17 protein-coding genes are annotated in these 18,912 nt (G+C 54.0%); 8 read left to right on the top strand and 9 right to left on the bottom strand.

The window, feature by feature from the left end:
• The first annotated feature begins 22 nt into the window (after nt 1–22).
• Nucleotides 23–997: a glyoxylate/hydroxypyruvate reductase GhrB gene (gene ghrB, locus JY391_RS00880; RefSeq protein WP_060570233.1), complete on the top strand. Its 975-nt coding sequence runs from the start codon at nt 23–25 to the stop codon at nt 995–997.
• 89 nt (nt 998–1,086) lie between these two features.
• Here ghrB and JY391_RS00875 read toward each other — a convergent pair whose 3' ends face one another.
• A complete protein-coding gene (locus tag JY391_RS00875) occupies nt 1,087–1,797 on the bottom strand; it encodes a DUF3053 domain-containing protein (protein ID WP_211935100.1) in 711 nt (236 codons plus the stop codon).
• 441 nt (nt 1,798–2,238) lie between these two features.
• On the opposite strand from JY391_RS00875, the gene JY391_RS00870 reads away from it, so the two are divergent.
• The 4 genes from JY391_RS00870 (at nt 2,239) to cueP (ending at nt 5,340) form a co-directional block, all read left to right on the top strand.
• Entirely contained in the window at nt 2,239–3,609 is a 1,371-nt protein-coding gene (locus JY391_RS00870) for an MFS transporter (protein ID WP_200035549.1), read from the top strand.
• A gap of 252 nt (nt 3,610–3,861) precedes the next feature.
• Nucleotides 3,862–4,152: an HTH-type transcriptional regulator gene (locus JY391_RS00865; RefSeq protein WP_042286829.1), complete on the top strand. Its 291-nt coding sequence runs from the start codon at nt 3,862–3,864 to the stop codon at nt 4,150–4,152.
• Between the two features lie 272 nt (nt 4,153–4,424).
• The gene (cspE, locus tag JY391_RS00860; RefSeq protein ID WP_000014594.1) at nt 4,425–4,637 is read left to right on the top strand and encodes a transcription antiterminator/RNA stability regulator CspE; all 213 of its coding nucleotides are present in this window, start codon (nt 4,425–4,427) and stop codon (nt 4,635–4,637) included.
• A gap of 163 nt (nt 4,638–4,800) precedes the next feature.
• The gene (gene cueP / locus JY391_RS00855) at nt 4,801–5,340 is read left to right on the top strand and encodes a copper-binding periplasmic metallochaperone CueP (RefSeq protein ID WP_205612602.1); all 540 of its coding nucleotides are present in this window, start codon (nt 4,801–4,803) and stop codon (nt 5,338–5,340) included.
• Between the two features lie 130 nt (nt 5,341–5,470).
• Here the strand turns inward: cueP and hokA are convergent, their stop codons facing one another.
• From hokA to JY391_RS00835, 4 genes are all read right to left on the bottom strand, one after another.
• Nucleotides 5,471–5,623: a type I toxin-antitoxin system toxin HokA gene (gene hokA / locus JY391_RS00850; protein WP_120714894.1), complete on the bottom strand. Its 153-nt coding sequence runs from the start codon at nt 5,621–5,623 to the stop codon at nt 5,471–5,473.
• Nucleotides 5,624–5,951: 328 nt separating this feature from the next.
• Nucleotides 5,952–8,021, bottom strand: a complete 2,070-nt coding sequence (gene glyS, locus JY391_RS00845; RefSeq protein WP_211935099.1) for a glycine--tRNA ligase subunit beta — start codon at nt 8,019–8,021, stop codon at nt 5,952–5,954.
• Between the two features lie 9 nt (nt 8,022–8,030).
• Nucleotides 8,031–8,942 carry a glycine--tRNA ligase subunit alpha gene (gene glyQ / locus JY391_RS00840; RefSeq protein ID WP_060570235.1) on the bottom strand — a complete coding sequence of 304 codons (912 nt, stop codon included), beginning with the start codon at nt 8,940–8,942 and terminating at the stop codon, nt 8,031–8,033.
• 95 nt (nt 8,943–9,037) lie between these two features.
• Nucleotides 9,038–9,340, bottom strand: a complete 303-nt coding sequence (locus JY391_RS00835; RefSeq protein WP_211935098.1) for a YsaB family lipoprotein — start codon at nt 9,338–9,340, stop codon at nt 9,038–9,040.
• 176 nt (nt 9,341–9,516) lie between these two features.
• Between JY391_RS00835 and JY391_RS00830 the strand changes: the two genes are divergently transcribed.
• Nucleotides 9,517–10,512 carry an acyltransferase gene (locus JY391_RS00830; RefSeq protein WP_060570300.1) on the top strand — a complete coding sequence of 332 codons (996 nt, stop codon included), beginning with the start codon at nt 9,517–9,519 and terminating at the stop codon, nt 10,510–10,512.
• Nucleotides 10,513–10,638: 126 nt separating this feature from the next.
• Here JY391_RS00830 and yiaB read toward each other — a convergent pair whose 3' ends face one another.
• From yiaB to xylA, 3 genes are all read right to left on the bottom strand, one after another.
• Nucleotides 10,639–10,983 carry an inner membrane protein YiaB gene (gene yiaB, locus JY391_RS00825; protein WP_042286847.1) on the bottom strand — a complete coding sequence of 115 codons (345 nt, stop codon included), beginning with the start codon at nt 10,981–10,983 and terminating at the stop codon, nt 10,639–10,641.
• A gap of 171 nt (nt 10,984–11,154) precedes the next feature.
• The gene (gene xylB / locus JY391_RS00820; RefSeq protein WP_211935097.1) at nt 11,155–12,609 is read right to left on the bottom strand and encodes a xylulokinase; all 1,455 of its coding nucleotides are present in this window, start codon (nt 12,607–12,609) and stop codon (nt 11,155–11,157) included.
• A 99-nt stretch (nt 12,610–12,708) separates the two neighbouring features.
• On the bottom strand, nt 12,709–14,031 hold the full coding sequence (xylA, locus tag JY391_RS00815) for a xylose isomerase (protein WP_042286853.1): 1,323 nt from the start codon (nt 14,029–14,031) through the stop codon (nt 12,709–12,711).
• Nucleotides 14,032–14,359: 328 nt separating this feature from the next.
• Between xylA and xylR the strand changes: the two genes are divergently transcribed.
• Nucleotides 14,360–15,538 carry a D-xylose utilization transcriptional activator XylR gene (gene xylR / locus JY391_RS00810; RefSeq protein ID WP_211935096.1) on the top strand — a complete coding sequence of 393 codons (1,179 nt, stop codon included), beginning with the start codon at nt 14,360–14,362 and terminating at the stop codon, nt 15,536–15,538.
• 121 nt (nt 15,539–15,659) lie between these two features.
• Here the strand turns inward: xylR and JY391_RS00805 are convergent, their stop codons facing one another.
• Nucleotides 15,660–16,484 (bottom strand): protein bax, encoded by an 825-nt coding sequence (locus JY391_RS00805; protein ID WP_060570237.1) that lies wholly within the window; start codon nt 16,482–16,484, stop codon nt 15,660–15,662.
• Between the two features lie 316 nt (nt 16,485–16,800).
• On the opposite strand from JY391_RS00805, the gene malS reads away from it, so the two are divergent.
• On the top strand, nt 16,801–18,831 hold the full coding sequence (gene malS / locus JY391_RS00800) for an alpha-amylase (RefSeq protein ID WP_211935095.1): 2,031 nt from the start codon (nt 16,801–16,803) through the stop codon (nt 18,829–18,831).
• Nucleotides 18,832–18,912: the final 81 nt, after the last annotated feature.

Here is an 18,912-nt window from a genome sequence, read left to right as displayed (position 1 = left end):
AATCACATTCATGGAGAGTCGTATGAAGCCGTCCATTATTCTCTATAAAGCGTTACCCGACGATTTACTGCACCGCCTGGAAGAACATGTCACCGTTACCCAGGTGCCGAATCTGCGCCCGGAGACGGTTGAACAGTACGCCCAGGCGTTTGCCAACGCGGAAGGTCTGCTCGGCTCCAGTCAAACCGTCGACAGCGCGCTGCTGGAGAAGATGCCGAGGTTGCGTGCCGCCTCAACCATTTCCGTTGGTTACGACAATTTTGACGTGGAGGCGCTGAACGCGCGTAACGTGCTGCTGATGCACACGCCGACCGTACTGACGGAGACCGTGGCCGACACGATCATGGCGCTGGTGCTGGCGACCGCCCGCCGGGTGGTGGACGTCGCCGAACGCGTTAAAGCGGGCCAATGGACCAAAAGTATTGGCCCTGACTGGTTTGGCACTGATGTACACCATAAAACGCTGGGGATCGTCGGTATGGGACGTATTGGTCTCGCGCTGGCGCAGCGTGCGCATTTTGGCTTCAGTATGCCGGTTCTTTACAACGCCCGCCGCCGCCATCCCGAAGCGGAAGAACGTTTCAACGCGCGTTACTGCGATCTTGATACGCTAGTGCAGGAAGCAGATTTTGTCTGTCTGATCCTGCCGCTGACCGACGAAACGCATCATCTGTTTGGCGCGGAACAGTTCGCCCATATGAAGCGTTCGGCTATTTTCATTAATGCCGGGCGCGGTCCGGTGGTCGACGAAAAGGCGCTGGTGACCGCCCTGCAAAACGGTGAGATTCAGGCCGCCGGTCTGGATGTGTTTGAACAGGAGCCGCTGCCGGTTGACTCTCCATTGCTGTCAATGCACAACGTCGTGGCGGTACCGCATATCGGCTCGGCAACGCATGAAACCCGCTACAACATGGCGGCCTGCGCGGTGGATAATTTGCTTGACGCACTGCAAGGAAAGGTCAGGAAGAACTGCGTGAATCCGCAGGTGGCGGGGTAATGGATACCCCTGCCGGAGGGCGGCGTCGCCTCGTCCGGCAGGGGTGTGAACTGGCCCGACCGGCCACTTCGCCCTCGGGCTTTTAACGGTTACTGAACGGCATTCACCGCCGCACTCCAGGCCTGGTTAAAAGCCTGGTGCTGCGAAGCCAGCGGTCCAATCAATGTATTGTACTGGCTTGCCTGCTGCGAAGTCGGGAACTGAATACCATTCGCCACGAAGCTCACCTGGGTGTCCTGCTGCGCGATAAAATCGCCCACCTGCACCAGTTGCTGGGTAAAGATTTGCGCGGCCGGGATCAGCGGCTGTAACGCCTCGGCTGGAGTAGTTACCACTTTTTTATACGCCTGATCGAACACCGGCTTCAGATCGTCGCCCTGTTTCAGCGCGCCATGCGCCGCATCGGCCTGCAGCTTCGCGTTCTGTAGCTGTTGGCCCAATACGCCCAGCGAACCGTTTAAGTCGCGCAGAGGCCCGCGTTGCGTGACATAATCCTGCGGCACACGGATGGCGTTTACGCTATCAACGACCGGGCGCAGACCGGCGTCCATCGCCTGATTCACCTGCTGCGAATAGCCGTACAAAATCGCGTAATCAGATACAAACGGACCGAATGTTTTTTTCTGATCGGCAGTCAGTGTCGGTAAGCGCTCACCGCTACGCATCATCGTATTCTGCAGAAAATCGATAAACGCTTTACGCTGATCGCCTTCTTTATCAAAACACCCACTCAGGCTAACTACCATTAATAACGCCGCAAGAGGCGCAAACCAGCGAGAGCAGGACTTACCTGTCGCCATTTTTATACTCCTTTCACCCAAAAATGCGCACAACGCAATACGCGTGCCTGACGCTCACAAGGATAGTCCAGGTCAGCTTCGCAGGATACCCCTTCTGCATAATCTTGTGGCGGAATTTATATCACCAGACATCCTTCCCTGACTTGTTACTTTATTGTTAATTACATCACAATTACCGCGGTCAGAAGAATGGCGCGGTACAGAAATAGCACTATGATTTATCAGCGCTTTTACTCCGTTTACCGACAATATCCGGCTAATTCGACCGATTATCGCACGTTAACCACGGCGGAACGATTGCCCAGGCGTCACTTCAATGTTTTGATTAAACGAACGATTAACGAATAAATGTTCGATAATCGCACATTCAATTTCAACGCCTGCGGTGGAGAATATAAAAAAGCCTCTGTCCCCCCGCCTTGCTTTTGCAGGAATAACCGCATGACAAACAGAACGACTGATATTCAAGCGTTTATTAACGAGCATCCTTTCTCGAAATACCAGTGGATGATTCTCGTGCTGTGCTTTGTGACCGTCGCGATGGACGGATTCGACACCGCCATTATTGGCTTCATTGCCTCCGATCTGGTTTCCGAATGGGGCGTGGAAAAATCCGCGCTCGGGCCAGTCATGAGCGCTGCGCTGGTCGGCCTCGCCGTCGGGGCGCTGACTGCAGGTCCGATGGCGGACCGGATTGGCCGCAAAAAGGTGCTGATCATGTCGATCATCGTCTTCGGCGGCTTCAGCCTGCTGACCGCCTTTGCCAGTTCGCTCAATCAGTTGACCGCGCTGCGTTTTTTAACCGGGCTGGGGCTGGGGGCGGCGATGCCGAATGCCGCCACCTTAATGAGCGAATATGCCCCGGAGCGCCGCCGCGCGCTGCTGGTGAACCTGATGTTTGTCGGCTTTCCGATCGGCTCATCAATGGGTGGCTTTATCTCTGCGTGGTTAATACCACACTACGGCTGGCAGAGCGTACTGATCCTCGGCGGCGTGATGCCGCTGGCGCTGGCGGTAATACTGGTGTTTCTGCTGCCGGAATCGGCCCGTTATCTGGTGGTTAAAAACAGATCCCAACAGCAAATTGGCGCGATTCTGCGCCGCATCGCCCCCGTTCCCGACGCCACCCATTTTGTGTTGCATGAAACCGGCCAGGTAAAAGAGAAATCGGCGCTGGGCGTGATCTTCTCACCGCGCTATGCGCTCGGGACAGTCATGCTCTGTCTGACCTACTTTATGGGTCTGCTGATTTTTTATCTGTTGACCAGTTGGCTGCCGCTGCTGATCCGCGAAACGGGCGCGACCCTGAGCCAGGCGTCGATTATTACCGCCCTCTTCCCATTGGGCGGCGGTATTGGCGTTCTGGTGCTCGGCGCGTTAATGGATAAGTTCAACCCGAACAAAGTGGTGGCGGTGGGCTGGCTGCTGACCGGGGTGTTCGTCTGCCTGGTCGGGTTCTCTACCAGCAGTCTGGTATTGATGGGCGTGATGGTCTTTATCGCCGGGACGATAATGAATGGTGCGCAATCGTCCATGCCCGCGCTGGCCGCCGGGTTTTATCCGACTCAGGGGCGCGCCACCGGCGTGGCATGGATGCTGGGTCTGGGACGCTTCGGCGGCATTCTTGGCGCGTTTAGCGGCGCGTTCCTGATGCAGGCGCAATTGGCTTTTGAAACCATTTTCACCTTCCTGGCGATCCCTGCGCTGGTTTCCGCCTTCGCCCTGATGGTGAAATATTGGGTGGGTAATCGCCAGCTCTCCACCTCGCCGGGGACGGCAAAAGAACCGGGCAACGCCACGCAAAAAGCCTGATGTTTTCCCGACAGGTGCGCGCCTGTCGGGAAGCGTCATATTTTTGCAATCTTTACAATACGTCCTTTACCGTAGCGTAATCCGCTCATTATCAGATACTTAGCAGGCTACAAAATAATCCTGCGCGGCGCTGAAACGTGTCTTTTCATCCACTAAAAACTGTGACGGCCCACAAACTTTCTCTTTTACGACTATTCTTAACTGGCTTCGATGAAATTCACGATCCCGCTGTGTGATTTACAGGAGTTCTAAATGGAATATAAAGATCCGATGTTTGAGCTGCTGAGCAGCCTGGAACAAATTGTTTTTAAAGATGAATTGCCGAGAACGACCCTGACGCAAAAATCCGCCTCCCTCACTGACATTGAACAGTGCAGACGGGGCAGCGGACTTAAAATTGACGATTTCGCCAGAGCGTTAGGCGTGTCTGTCGCCATGGTTCAGGAATGGGAATCGAAACGCGTGAAGCCTTCGAGTACCGAATTGAAGCTGATGCGCCTGATACAAGCTAACCCGGCGCTCAGTAAGCAGTTGATGGAATGACCTGTCTCTTAGGATGAACGGTCCTGTTTCAGGACCGTTTTTCGACCATAAAGCAGAAAGAAGTAAAATAAAAGTTGCATCACCCGGCGTAACATGAGTTAATGCGTTCAACGGTTTGACGTACAGACCATTAAAGCAGTTTAGTAAGGCAGTCCCCTTCAAGAGTTATCGTTGATACCCCTCGTAGTGCGCATTTCCTTTAACGCTTAAAAAATCTGTAAAGCACGCCATATCGCCGAAAGGCACACTTATTTTTTAAAAGGTAATACACTATGTCCGGTAAAATGACTGGTATCGTAAAATGGTTCAACGCTGACAAAGGCTTCGGCTTCATCACTCCTGACGATGGCTCTAAAGACGTGTTCGTACACTTCTCTGCTATCCAGAACGATGGCTACAAATCTCTGGATGAAGGTCAGAAAGTTTCCTTCACCATCGAAAGCGGCGCTAAAGGCCCGGCAGCTGGCAACGTAACCAGCCTGTAAGCTTTAAAAGCTCAGTATTCAGAATCCCTGCCAGACGGCGGGGATTTTTTTTATCTCCGTCCTGCCCTCCTGTCTTTGCATTACTTTACCTCGTCTGGCTTTGACCTTCCCCTTAGGGAAAGCTTTATAGTGATATCCTTTCTTTTCACATGGAATTGATACAATGTCTATACGTCCTCTGCTGTTGACGCTGGGCCTGTTCGCCAGCGGCACTGTTTTCGCTGCTTCTCCTCAAGCCGCTTTCCTGGCGGAACATGGGCTTGCCGGTAAAACCGTCGAACAGATGGTCGATGCGCTTGACCAGACGCCGCAGGCGCGCCCGCTCCCCCTGTCTGCCTCCATTACCAGTACGGCGCTGAAACTCTCTTCCGGCGAGCAGTCGTATACACTGCCGTTGGGCGAAAAGTTTTATCTTTCCTTTGCGCCCTACCAGCGCCAGACCCATCCCTGCTTTAACCACAGCCTCTCCGGCTGCCAGGGGGAAATGCCTGACACCACATTTAACGTCAAAATCACGGACAGCAAAGGCGATGTGCTAATTGAGAAACCGATGAAAAGCCATCAGAACGGCTTTATCGGCGTGTGGCTGCCGCGCAATATGGAAGGGATAATCGAGGTGAGCTACAACGGGAAAATGGCGTCTCATGCTTTTGCGACACGAGAAGACAGCCAGACCTGTCTGACGGAATTGCAGTTACAATAAACGCATAATGATAATGCCCGATAGCGCTATGCCGATCGGGCGAAAAACACAGTAACGCAAAGAGTAAAAGGGTGCATTGAGAATGCTTCACACCAGAAGAATGGCGGGGACAACGCCCCGCCAGATGCTCTTACTGTTTCACTTCACAGGCTAAAAACGCCGCCAGTTCATTATTTCCCTGTCTGATATGTAATTCGCATAATGAATCACGAACCATCCAGGTAAATAATAAAATAGTGAGACATATCACTATTAAACTGCACAATATACATCTTTGCGGCATCATCAGCCTCCGGTGTTGATTTTCAACAGGTAAGAGGCTACTCTTATGGTGTTGAAGCATAGAGGCGGCCTCACTTTGATTTATTGTCAGGTGGGGCTTTTCTCTGTCTGCCATCTGGTGAATACCTGAGACAGCCAGTCTCAAGCACCCGTCTGCATTCTACTGCAAATATCGTGTTTGCCTTCGTTAATAAATTCCTAAAGTATTTTCTTCCGCTCAATGAATTATACATTGTCATTTAGCAGAATATTATTAGCGATTCTATTAATCATTTTTTGACAATAAAAAAGCCCGCGCGGTGGCAGGCTTTTTATTATTAACGATTCGCTTATTGCAGCAGCGAAATATCCGCGACTTGCAGGAACAGCTCACGGAGTTTAGACAGCAGCGTCAGACGGTTGATACGCACCTCTTTGTCTTCCGCATTGACCATCACATTCTCAAAGAACTCATCCACCGGTTGACGCAGGGAAGCCAGCTCAATCAGCGCGTCCTGGTAGCGACCTTCGGCAAAGTATGGCTGCAGCTTGTCACGCAGTATCACCAGGTCTCTGGCCAGTGCCATTTCCGCCGCCTCTTTCAGTACGGATGCGTGAACAATGTCATTCAGCGTTTCATCAGACTTCGCCAGAATATTGGAGACACGCTTGTTTGCTGCCGCCAGCGCCGACGCGGCTTCCAGCGTACGGAAGTGTGAGACGGCCTTCATACGCGCGTCAAAGTCTGCCGGACGCGTCGGACGACGCGCCAGTACCGCCTGAATGGTGTCAACGCTATAACCTTCATCCTGGTACCAGGCGCGGAAACGACCGAGCATAAAGTCGATCACATCGTCCACGACGTTCGCGTTGGTCAGCTTGTCGCCATACAAACGCGCCGCTTCTTCGGTCAGTGTCTGTAGATCCAGATTCAGGTTTTTCTCGACGATGATACGCAGTACGCCCAGCGCGGCTCGACGCAGCGCGAACGGATCTTTGTCTCCTTTCGGATGCTGACCAATGCCGAAGATCCCCGCCAGAGTGTCCATTTTGTCCGCAATCGCCAGCGCGCAGGCTACCAGATTAGACGGCAGCGCGTCGCCCGCAAAGCGCGGCTGATACTGCTCGTTCAGCGCGACGGCCACATCTTCTGCTTCGCCGTCGTGGCGAGCATAGTGCATGCCCATGACGCCCTGAGTGTCAGTGAACTCAAAGACCATATTGGTCATCAGGTCGCATTTTGACAGCAAGCCCGCCCGGGTCGCGTGGTTCACGTCTGCGCCAATCTGACCGGCAATCCAGCCAGCCAGCGCCTGAATGCGATCGGTTTTGTCACGCAGCGTACCCAGTTGCTGCTGAAACAATACGGTTTGCAGACGCGGCAGATGATCTTCCAGACGTTTTTTACGGTCGGTATTGAAGAAGAACTCCGCATCCGCCAGACGCGGGCGAACCACCTTCTCATTACCGGAGATGATCTGCTGCGGATCTTTGGATTCAATGTTGGCGACGAAGATAAAGTTCGGCAGCAGTTTGCCGTCATTTGCGTAAACCGGGAAGTATTTCTGGTCGCCTTTCATGGTGTAAACCAGCGCTTCAGACGGCACCGCAAGGAATTTCTCTTCGAACTTCGCGGTCAGCACCACCGGCCATTCCACCAGCGAGGTGACTTCTTCCAGCAGGCTTTCGCTCAGGTCGGCGTTACCGCCAATGTTGCGCGCCGCCTCAATGGCGTCAGCTTTGATTTTCGCTTTACGCGCTTCATAGTCGGCCATGACTTTACCGCGCTCCAGCAAAATTTGCGGATACTGATCGGCATTGTCGATGGTGAATTCTGGCTCGCCCATAAAGCGATGACCGCGAATCACGCGATCGGACTGGATACCCAGAATCGTTGCCGGCAGCACCTTGTCGCCCAACAACAGCGTTACCGTATGAACCGGACGCACGAAATGGACGTCAGACGCGCCCCAACGCATCAGTTTCGGAATCGGCAACTTCGTCAAAGACGTGGCGATCATGTTCGGCAGCAATACTTCGGCGCGCTCGCCTTTCACATGAGCGCGATACAGCAGCCATTCGCCTTTGTCCGTGGTCAGACGCTCGGCCTGGTCGACGGTGATACCGCAGCCGCGCGCCCAGCCTTCAGCCGCTTTGCTCGGATTGCCTTCTGCATCGAAAGCCTGCGCAATCGCCGGACCGCGTTTTTCCACTTCGCGATCGGGTTGGGACTCCGCAAGGTTCGCCACTTTCAGCGCCAGACGGCGCGGCGCGGCAAACCATTCAACGTTGCCGTGTGCGAGGCCAGCGTTATCCAGCTCCGCAGTGACGTTCGCAGCAAAGGACTCAGCCAGGCTGCGCAGGGCTTTTGGTGGCAGCTCTTCAGTGCCAATTTCCACCAGAAAAGTTTTCTCAGACATGGCCGCCTCTTAGTTGTCTTTATTGCACATCGGGAAGCCGAGGGCTTCACGGGAAGCGTAGTAAGCTTCTGCCACTGCTTTGGTCAGGGTGCGAATGCGCAGAATGTAGCGCTGACGCTCGGTGACGGAGATGGCTTTACGCGCATCCAGCAGGTTGAAGCTATGGGCGGCCTTCAGAATACGCTCGTAAGCGGGTAGCGGCAGCGGGTTTTCCAGCGCCAGCAGCTGCTGCGCTTCTTTCTCGTACTGCTCGAAGCAGGTAAAGAGAAAATCCACATCCGCGTATTCGAAGTTATAGGTGGATTGCTCCACTTCGTTTTGATGGAACACGTCGCCGTAGGTGGTTTTACCCAACGGGCCGTCGCTCCAGACCAGGTCATAAACGCTGTCTACGCCCTGAATGTACATCGCCAGACGTTCCAGGCCGTAGGTGATCTCACCGGTAACCGGCTTACACTCCAGGCCGCCAACCTGCTGGAAGTAAGTGAACTGCGTCACTTCCATACCGTTCAGCCACACTTCCCAGCCCAGTCCCCAGGCGCCCAGCGTCGGGTTTTCCCAGTTATCTTCAACGAAACGGATATCGTGGATGGTCGGGTCCATACCCAGTTCTTTCAGCGAGCCAAGATACAGTTCCTGAATGTTGTCCGGAGACGGCTTAATCACCACCTGGAACTGATAATAGTGCTGTAAACGGTTCGGGTTTTCGCCATAACGACCATCGGTCGGACGACGAGAAGGCTGCACATAAGCAGTCGCCATCGGTTCTGGCCCCAGCGCGCGCAGGCAGGTCATGGGATGAGAAGTTCCCGCGCCGACTTCCATGTCCAATGGTTGAACAATGGTACAGCCCTGGCGAGCCCAGTAATCCTGTAAGGTCAGGATCAAGCCCTGGAAGGTCCTGGTATCAAACTTTTGCATATTATTTCGTGCTGGATACGTGTGGATTTAAAGGAAGGGTCCAGTATACCCGCTGACTGCAAGATATACAGTACGTAACGGGAAAAAGGCAGGGCTTAGCGCATGGAAAGATGTAAAAACTGCCCATCCGCGTCAAAAGAGCAGACAAAACTCTCTTTACGGAAGGTATAACCGCGCATCTCATAGCTTGCCTGAAACTGTTCGAAGCCGGTGACATCAATTTCTTTCGTGTCCGTGTTGTAACGTCGGGCCGCCTGATCTTTGCAGAGCGCTTCCATATCCAGCGAGCGCGTTGGGCTCATTTTAGCCTGCTGCGCCTTTTGCGGCGGTGGCGGCGTCACGGCGCAGCCCGTCAGCATGACGATGACAACGGCTGAAAAGAGTGGCTTTATCATCATTTTATTACCGCCTGGTGGATGAGAACGTTTTATTATTATTACGGTGCAGGGCAAACATATTTTTGCGAACCCTATCGGGCCATCACAAGCTTTAGCGTAAAAACTCAGATTTTTCCAACAAGACAGGCTGATGAAATGTGAGTCAGACCTTTTTTAACATCGAAACAGAGGAACTGATGCAGCCCAAAATTTTCTGGATTGATAACCTGCGAGGGATCGCCTGTTTGATGGTGGTGATGATCCATACCACGACCTGGTACATCACCAACGCCCACAGCGTCAGCCCCGCGAACTGGGATCTCGCGAATATCCTGAATTCCGCTTCCCGCGTCAGCGTACCGCTGTTTTTTATGATTTCAGGTTATCTCTTTTTTGGCGAACGCAGCGCGCAAAAGCGCCATTTCGTGCGCATCGCCCTGTGCCTTTTGTTCTACAGCGCCGTCGCGTTGGCATACATCACGCTGTTTACCTCTATTAACGCTGAGCTTTCTCTCAAAAATCTGCTGCAAAAACCGGTGTTCTATCATCTGTGGTTTTTCTTTGCGATCGCCGTGATCTACCTGGTTTCACCGCTGATCCAGGTAAAAAACGTTAGCGGCAAGATGCTGCTGGTGCTGATGGTCGTGACAGGGATTGTCGCCAACCCCAATACCGTACCGCAAAAAATCGGCGGGGTTGAATGGTTGCCCATCAATTTGTATATCAACGGCGACACCTTCTATTACATCCTCTATGGAATGTTGGGACGTGCGATCGGCATGATGGAGACACAAAAACGGGCGCTAAGTTGGCTAAGCGCCGTGGTATTTATTGTCGCCGTCGGGGTGATTTCTCGTGGCACGCTGCACGAGCTACAGTGGCGCGGTAATTTCGCTGATACCTGGTATCTTTATTGTGGGCCAATGGTGTTTATCTGCGCCATCGCGCTACTGACGCTGGTGAAAAACACGCTGAATGGCGGAACGCTTCCGGGGCTTGGGCTGATCTCCCGCCATTCGCTGGGCATTTACGGGTTCCATGCGTTGATCATTCACGCGTTGCGCACCAGCGGCCTGGAGATCAAGCGCTGGCCGCCGCTGGACATGCTGTGGATTTTTAGCGCAACGCTTTGCGTCAGTTTACTGCTGTCAATGCTGTTGCAGCGGGTCGATACCCGCCGACTGGTTAGCTGAAACAAAACGCCCGGTCTGTAATGACCGGGCGTAGAGAGTAAGAATTAACGACTTCAGGCAAGACGGCGTTTCAATCGCCGCAATAATAAACAGGTCAGGCACCACAATAATAAAATCATTATTTTACTAATCTGACGCACGTATGAGACGAACAAACCCCAGAAGACTGACAAAGAGAGCAATGGGGTGAATCACTTTCTCCACTGTCGTGAGCGGCGCATTCATAATTCCGACGCAAAATAAACCCATCGTAATTAATGCCACCAGTTTGCAGACGACAATAAAGCGTTCGTCAAGTTGTCCACGCGTCATTTCTCGTAGATAAACCCATGTGACAAACCATGCGGTCATCAGCACCCCGAGAAAATAGCCTTTTCCACTGAGTAACGGGCATGCTCGCCATAGGCCAATAACGTAAGTCAACGTGCCTGAAATACATAACAGCCATGCAATCAACGTTGCGCCTTTCACTGGGATCTCCTTATCCAACGCGTGTTATGCAGATTAGGGATAACCCGACAGGAACAACAATTAAAAAAGACTTAAGTGAAAGAATTTAAGAATAAATTCATATAAATAATTTATTTATAAATCATTTCTATACGCAGAATAAATCCCTCCTGTATACAGGAGGGAGTACGATCAGGACATCAGGGGATGTAGCTGTTGATAAAGACGGCGGAACGTTTCGCGTCGCTGCTGATAAAGCGTATGACGCTGTGCGTCAGGCAGATGCGTTTGTTCCAGCGGCAGCTCCGGCAGCAGCTCAGATAACGGCGTCTCCGGATTGACGGCGATCTGCGCCAGACGGGCTGCGCCAAGCGCTGGCCCGACATCGCCCCCCGTGCGGTAATCTAACTGCAGCCCGCTGATATCTGCCAGCATTTGTCGCCACCAGGCGCTACGCGCGCCGCCGCCGATAAGCGTAATGCCTTGCGGCTTCACGCCGCAGGCATGCACGACATCCATCCCGTCGGCCAGCGCATAACCGACCCCTTCCAGCACCGCGCGCGCCAGTTCAGCCGGACCGTGCTGGTGCGTCAGACCAAAGAAAACCCCCTTCGCCTGTGGATTGTTATGCGGCGTCCGCTCGCCGGAAAGATACGGTAAAAACCAGACGGGATCGGCGCTGCCATCCGCTTTCTGGGCCGCCGCCAACAGTGCGGGGACGGTTTCCAGCCCGGTGAGTTTTGCCGCCCAGTCAAGGCAGGACGCCGCGCTCAGCATCACCGACATCAAATGCCAGCGGCCCGGCAACGCGTGACAGAAGCTGTGCACGGCACTTTCCGGCTTGCTAAGAAATCCTTCACTGACGGCAAAATAAACCCCGGAGGTGCCCAGCGACAGCATGGCCTGATTGGCATCAATCATCCCGACGCCCACAGCCCCCGCCGCATTGTCTCCCCCTCCCGCGACAACCGATACCGACGGCATTCCCCACGCCATCGCGATCTCTGGTAGCAGCGTTCCGCTGATGTCGCTGCCTTCAAACAGCGTGGGCATATGGTCACGGCTCAGGCCGCAGGCATTCAGCATCACGTCGCTCCAGTCGCGCTTTTCAACATCCAGCCACATTGTTCCCGCCGCATCCGACATATCGCTGGCAAACTCGCCCGTCATACGTAAACGCAGATAATCCTTCGGCAGCAGCACTTTCGCCACCTGGCGGAAAATATCCGGCTCATGGCGCTTCACCCAGAGCAGCTTCGGCGCGGTAAAGCCGGGCATCATCAGGTTGCCGGTGATTTCACGCGACTGCGGAACCTGCGTCTCCAGTAGCGCGCATTCTTCGCCGCAGCGCCCGTCGTTCCATAAAATGGCGGGACGCAAAACGCGCTGTCGGGCGTCAAGTAACGTCGCGCCGTGCATTTGTCCGGCAATCCCCAACGCTTTAACATTGCGCAACGAATGTTGCTTGCCGAGCGCCTTTATGGCGCGGTCGGTCGCCAGCCACCACTGCTCGGGGTCCTGCTCAGACCAAAGCGGGTGGGGACGAGAGACGGTGAGCTTTTCCGTTTGCGATGCCACAACCTCGCCCTGCTCGTTGAGCAAAATAGCCTTCACGCCCGAGGTGCCAAGATCGATCCCGATATACATGTTGTGGGTTCCTTCAATGAAAAGGCCCGGCAGCGCGAAGCTCACCGGGCCTACAACAACCGTAGGCCGGGCAAACAGAGCGCCGCCCGGCAAAAACGCTTATTTGTCGAACAGATAATAGTTCACCAGGTTTTCCAACTGCTCCTGATGTCCACTCTGATGAACCGGCGCCAGGTTATGCTGTTCAGCATACTGCGCCAGTTCGCTTAACGACATCTGGCCTTTGAGGATCTGCTGACCCAGTTCACTGTTCCAGCCTGCATAACGCTTCGCCACGCGTTTATCCAGCTCGCCATCCTCGATCATGCGCGCAGCGATTTTCAGCGACAGCGCCATGGTGTCCATCGCGCCGATATGGCCGTAGAACAGATCGTATTTGTCGGTGCTTTGACGACGGACCTTGGCGTCAAAGTTCAGGCCCCCAGTGGTGAAGCCGCCCGCTTTCAGGATTTCATACATGACCAGCGCATTTTCCTCAACGCTGTTCGGGAACTGGTCGGTATCCCAGCCCAACTGCGCGTCGCCGCGGTTAGCATCAACAGATCCGAACAGGCCCAGCGCGATCGCGGTCGCAATTTCATGATGGAAAGAGTGGCCTGCCAGCGTGGCGTGGTTCGCTTCAATATTCAGTTTGATCTCTTTTTCCAGACCGAACTGCTTCAGGAAGCCATAGACGGTCGCCGCGTCGTAATCATACTGATGCTTGGTGGGCTCCTGCGGTTTCGGCTCGATCAGCAGCGTTCCCTGGAAGCCAATTTTGTGTTTGTGCTCAACGACCATCTGCATGAAGCGGCCAATTTGTTCGCGTTCCTGACGCAGGTCGGTGTTCAGCAAGGTTTCATAGCCTTCACGACCGCCCCACAGCACGTAGTTTTCGCCGCCCAGCTTGTGAGTGGCTTCCATCGCCGTCACCACCTGCGTGGCCGCCCAGCTAAAGACCTCCGGGTCCGGGTTGGTCGCTGCGCCTGCGCCGTAACGTGGGTTGGTGAAGCAGTTTGCGGTGCCCCACAGCAGCTTCACGCCGCTTTCTTCTTGTTTCGCGGCCAGCACATCGACCATGTGGGCAAAGTTGTTTTTATATTCTTTCAGCGACGCGCCTTCCGGAGAAACGTCGACATCGTGGAAGCAGTAGAACGGAACATTCAGCTTGTGAAAAAACTCAAACGCGACATCTGCTTTACGTTCTGCCAGTGCCAGCGCTTCACCCGGTTGCTGCCACGGACGGTTGAACGCGCCGACGCCGAACATATCCGCCCCGTTCCAGCAGAAGGTATGCCAGTAGCAGGCAGCAAAGCGCAGATGATCTTCCATCCGTTTGCCCAGCACGACTTCATCAGGATTGTAATGACGAAACGCTAAAGGATTCGTGGATTTGGCGCCTTCGAAACGCACACGATCGAGTTGGTCAAAATAAGCCTGCATAATAAGCTCCGTAATCAGGTAATACAGCGAGTAATTGCGATGACTTAATACTGGAATTTCCCGATTTAGAGCTCAATTACGTTATTTCACACCGCCATTAAGAGAATACCCAAATGTGCGCTGGCTCCCAAAAAAAGGCGCAAAACCGCAGAAATGAGGGGGGATAAAAAGCGATCCAGCTCGAAGGTTGAGAAATAAACAAAAAACCGTAACCGCCAGATAAGAAATGAGAATTGCCTTCCTCGTTTCGCTATGGTCAATTTCGCATGGCGCCACGCCAGTGATAGTATCGACCAGCCCATGTTCACATTGTTCAGGATATGTTCTTATGTTTGATAAACGTCACCGTATTACCCTGTTATTTAATGCGAATAAAGCCTATGACCGCCAGGTTGTAGAGGGTGTCGGTGAATATTTACAAGCGTCGCAGTCTGAATGGGATATATTCATAGAAGAAGATTTTCGCGCCCGCATTGATAACATCAAAGAATGGCTAGGCGATGGCGTGATTGCCGACTACGACGATGCGGAAATCGCGCGTTTGCTGGTCGACGTTGACGTTCCCATCGTCGGCGTAGGCGGCTCCTATCACCTCGCGGAAAATTACCCGCCGGTACATTACATCGCCACCGATAACTATGCTCTGGTCGAGAGCGCCTTCCTGCATCTGAAAGAGAAAGGCATCAACCGTTTCGCCTTTTACGGACTGCCGCCGTCCAGTGGGAAACGCTGGGCCGTGGAGCGCGAGCACGCTTTCCGCCAACTGGTGGCGGAAGAAAAATACCGGGGCGTAGTATACCAGGGGCTGGAAACCGCGCCGGAGCTGTGGCAGCACGCGCAGAATCGACTGGCGGACTGGCTGCAAACCCTGCCGCCGCAAACCGGTATTATCGCGGTGACCGACGCCCGCGCCCGCCATGTCCTGCAGGTGTGTGAGCATCTTCATATTCCGGTGCCAGAAAAGCTGTGCGTAATTGGGATTGATAACGAGGAGCTGACCCGCTATCTGTCCCGCGTGGCGCTGTCATCGGTGGCGCAAGGGGCGCGGCAGATGGGCTATCAGGCCGCAAAGCTGCTGCACCGTCTGCTCGCGAATGAGGAAATGCCGCTCCAGCGGATTCTGGTACCGCCGGTTCGTGTGGTCGAACGACGCTCTACGGACTACCGTTCCCTTACCGACCCTGCGGTGATTCAGGCTATGCATTTTATCCGTAATCACGCCTGCAAAGGCATTAAGGTGGAGCAGGTCCTGGATGCCGTCGGCATTTCCCGTTCAAATCTCGAAAAACGTTTTAAAGAGGAGGTCGGCGAGACGATTCACGCCGTGATCCATGCAGAAAAGCTGGAGAAAGCCCGGAGCCTGCTGATCTCCACCACCTTGTCGATTAACGAAATCTCCCAAATGTGTGGATACCCTTCGCTACAATATTTCTATTCCGTGTTCAAAAAAGAATACGGTACGACGCCAAAAGAGTACCGCGATGTGAACAGTGAAGTATTGATGTGAGGAGAGGCGCGTGTGAGATCAGGCATCGCCAGGAGGGCGAAAAAAACCGGTGGCGCTGTGCTTACCGGGCCTGCAGGACGCTGCAGGCCGGATAAGGCGAAGCCGCCATCCGGCGTTTTGCTTACATATGCGCAGCGATTAAGCGCTGGTTATCCTGATACATCGCGAACAGATAATTGTTATAACTCTGTCCCTTCGTCGAATAGCCCTTCAGCTTATGAATCATCGCAGTCGCCGTGACTTCCTGATCCGCTTTACGCAGCTGCGCGCGCGACTTGCGGAATGAGGCGTAAGCCGGGTGCGTGTTCAGGTTGGTGACGTACGCGCTCACGGACTCTTTTACCGAGTCGAACTGCGAGTAGCCTTTCACCTTGCCTGGCGCATTGGTGCAACGCCCTTTCGCGCATTTCATACCGAACAGGTTATTGTTGGTACGCGCAAGTTTAGAGGTTCCCCAGCCGCTTTCTGCCGCCGCCATCGTCGCCACCATACTGGTCGGGATGATGTCCACGCGTTCCAGCAGCGTATTCCACGGAATGTGGCGCGTGTTGCCGGACCACTTCACCTTGTAGCGCTTCGCGATATCTTTCAAACGCGTACGCTCAGACGGCGACCAGCGGTTCTGGTACTGTTTTGAAATCAGCCAGTTACGCTCTGCAGTGATCGCCGCATTTTGGCTGGTAATATAAGGCATAACCGTCCGGAGAAACGCTTTTTTTCGCGGTGTTCCGGAAGGGTATTTTCGCAAATCAGGAAGTGAACGACTCTTTGCACTATTGCGAGAATACTCTTGTTTACTGCTTACCTTTTTATCACTGACTGTTGTTATGTGGGACTTTTGACTCGATGTTGTCGTGTGCGTCTTTGCCAGCACCCCACCCGAAAATACGAAGGTGAGTAACATAAGAATCATTGCCCCATATCGTCGCATGGGCGTCAATATCATTAGGTCTCCTGGTCGGATTGAATCATTCCAACACCTTATCTTATTCATAATTTTGAGAGCTGAATCTCAAATCATATCAAAAATAACGATCAAGAGCATCTCAAGAAATAGTCTAAATCCGAAATCATGTCACGCATAAACCATCCCGCACCGAAGTCATTCGAGAAAAATGTGGGGGTTATCGCAAATTAAGGCCATTTTTTGCCGGCGATCGCTCATCCGCGCGCCTCATCCTGACCGAATACCACGAGGGGATGAGTTTTCCCTACGGGTTCTCAGGCAAACTGGTCAAAATCGCCGCAATAAGGACCGCACTATGAAACTTGCCGCCGTTGCTCTGGCGCTGCTGCCGGGGATCGCCGTTGCCTCATCGTGGACGGCTCAGGGCTTTCCGGCATTTACTGCCGGGGGATCGGGGACATTTTCCAGCCACGCAACGCTCACGAAGGGTACCCGCCCTTTGACGCTCAATTTTGACCAACAGTGCTGGCAGCCAGCGAATGCCATAAAACTCAATCAGATGCTGTCGCTAAAGCCCTGCGAAGGCGCGCCGCCGCAGTGGCGGCTGTTCAGAGACGGCGATTACACACTGGAAATCGACACGCGCTCAGGGACGCCGACGTTAATGATTACGCTCCAGCGCGATGCGGAACCGGCCGCTAGCGTGATTCGCCAGTGTCCGAAATGGGACGGATCCCCGCTGACGTTTGATGTGGCGCCGACCTTTCCAGAAGGGTCGGTAGTCCGCGATTTCTACAGTCAGCAGACTGCAATGGTCAAAAACGGCAAAATCACCCTGCAACCCGCGCCGGACAGCAACGGTCTGTTGTTGCTTGAGCGGGCAGAAACCGACGCGCCAGCCCCGTTCGACTGGCACAACGCTACCGTTTATTTTGTGCTGACCGATCGCTTTGAAAACGGCGATCCCGGTAACGACCAAAGTTATGGTCGTCACAAAGACGGCATGGAAGAGATCGGCACCTTTCACGGCGGTGACTTACGCGGCCTGACCCGCAAGCTGGACTACCTGCAACAGTTGGGCGTCAATGCGCTGTGGATCAGCGCGCCGTTTGAGCAAATCCACGGCTGGGTTGGCGGCGGGACGAAAGGCGATTTCCCGCATTATGCCTACCACGGCTATTACACCCAGGACTGGACCCGTCTCGACGCTAATATGGGCAACGAAGACGACCTGCGCGCACTGGTTGACGGCGCCCACCAGCGGGGGATCCGCATTCTTTTTGACGTGGTGATGAACCATACGGGCTATGCAACCTTGGCCGACATGCAAGAATTCGGCTTCGGCGCGCTTTATCTTTCCGACGAAGAACGGCAAAAGATCCTCGGCGAACGCTGGACCGACTGGAAACCTGCCGCCGGGCAGAACTGGCACAGTTTTAACGATTACATTAACTTCAGCGACAAAGCAGCATGGGAAAAATGGTGGGGCAAAGGGTGGATACGCACCGATATCGGCGAGTACGACAGCCCAGGCTTTGACGATCTCACAATGTCGCTGGCCTTCTTGCCGGATCTGAAAACCGAATCCACACACCCTTCCGGTCTGCCAGTGTTTTATCGACATAAAACGGATACCCATGCTAAAGCCATTGACGGGTTTACGCCGCGGGACTATCTGACCCACTGGCTGAGCCGCTGGGTCCGCGACTTCGGGATTGATGGATTCCGCGTGGATACGGCCAAACATGTCGAGCTTCCGGCGTGGCAACAGTTAAAAACGCAGGCCAGCGCCGCGCTGGTCGAATGGAAAAAAGCCAACCCGGACAAGGCGCTTGATGACAAGCCTTTCTGGATGACCGGTGAGGCCTGGGGACACGGGGTGATGCAAAGTGACTACTATCGCCACGGCTTTGACGCAATGATTAACTTTGATTACCAGGAGCAAGCGGCGAAAGCGATTGATTGCCTGGCGGCTATCGATCCCACCTGGCAGCAAATGGCGGAAAAGTTGCAGAGTTTCAACGTGCTGACTTATCTGTCGTCCCACGATACTCGCCTGTTCCGCGAAGGCGGCAGCAACGCGGCGGAGTTGCTACTCCTGACGCCGGGCGCGGTACAAATTTTTTATGGCGATGAGTCGGCGCGGCCCTTTGGTCCGACCGGTTCAGATCCGCTACAGGGCACTCGGTCACAGATGAACTGGCAGGATGTCAGCGGGAAATCTGCTGCTAACATCGCGCACTGGCAGCGGCTCGGTCAGTTCAGGGCCAGGCATCCGGCAGTCGGCACGGGTAAGCAAACTACGCTCACCCTGACGCAGGGATACGGCTTCGTGCGCCAGGCCGGAGACGACAAAGTGATGGTTGTCTGGGCCGGACAGCGCTAAGCGGAAGCGGCGTCTGGTTCCATAGCGCGCCCGACGCCGCAACAGGAAATACCATGGTGATCAGGATATCCAGCATAAAAC

This window comes from Citrobacter sedlakii (assembly GCF_018128425.1).
In the GTDB taxonomy this organism is placed as follows: Bacteria; Pseudomonadota; Gammaproteobacteria; order Enterobacterales; family Enterobacteriaceae; genus Citrobacter_A; species Citrobacter_A sedlakii.
This window is presented reverse-complemented; position numbering and strand designations above follow the sequence as displayed.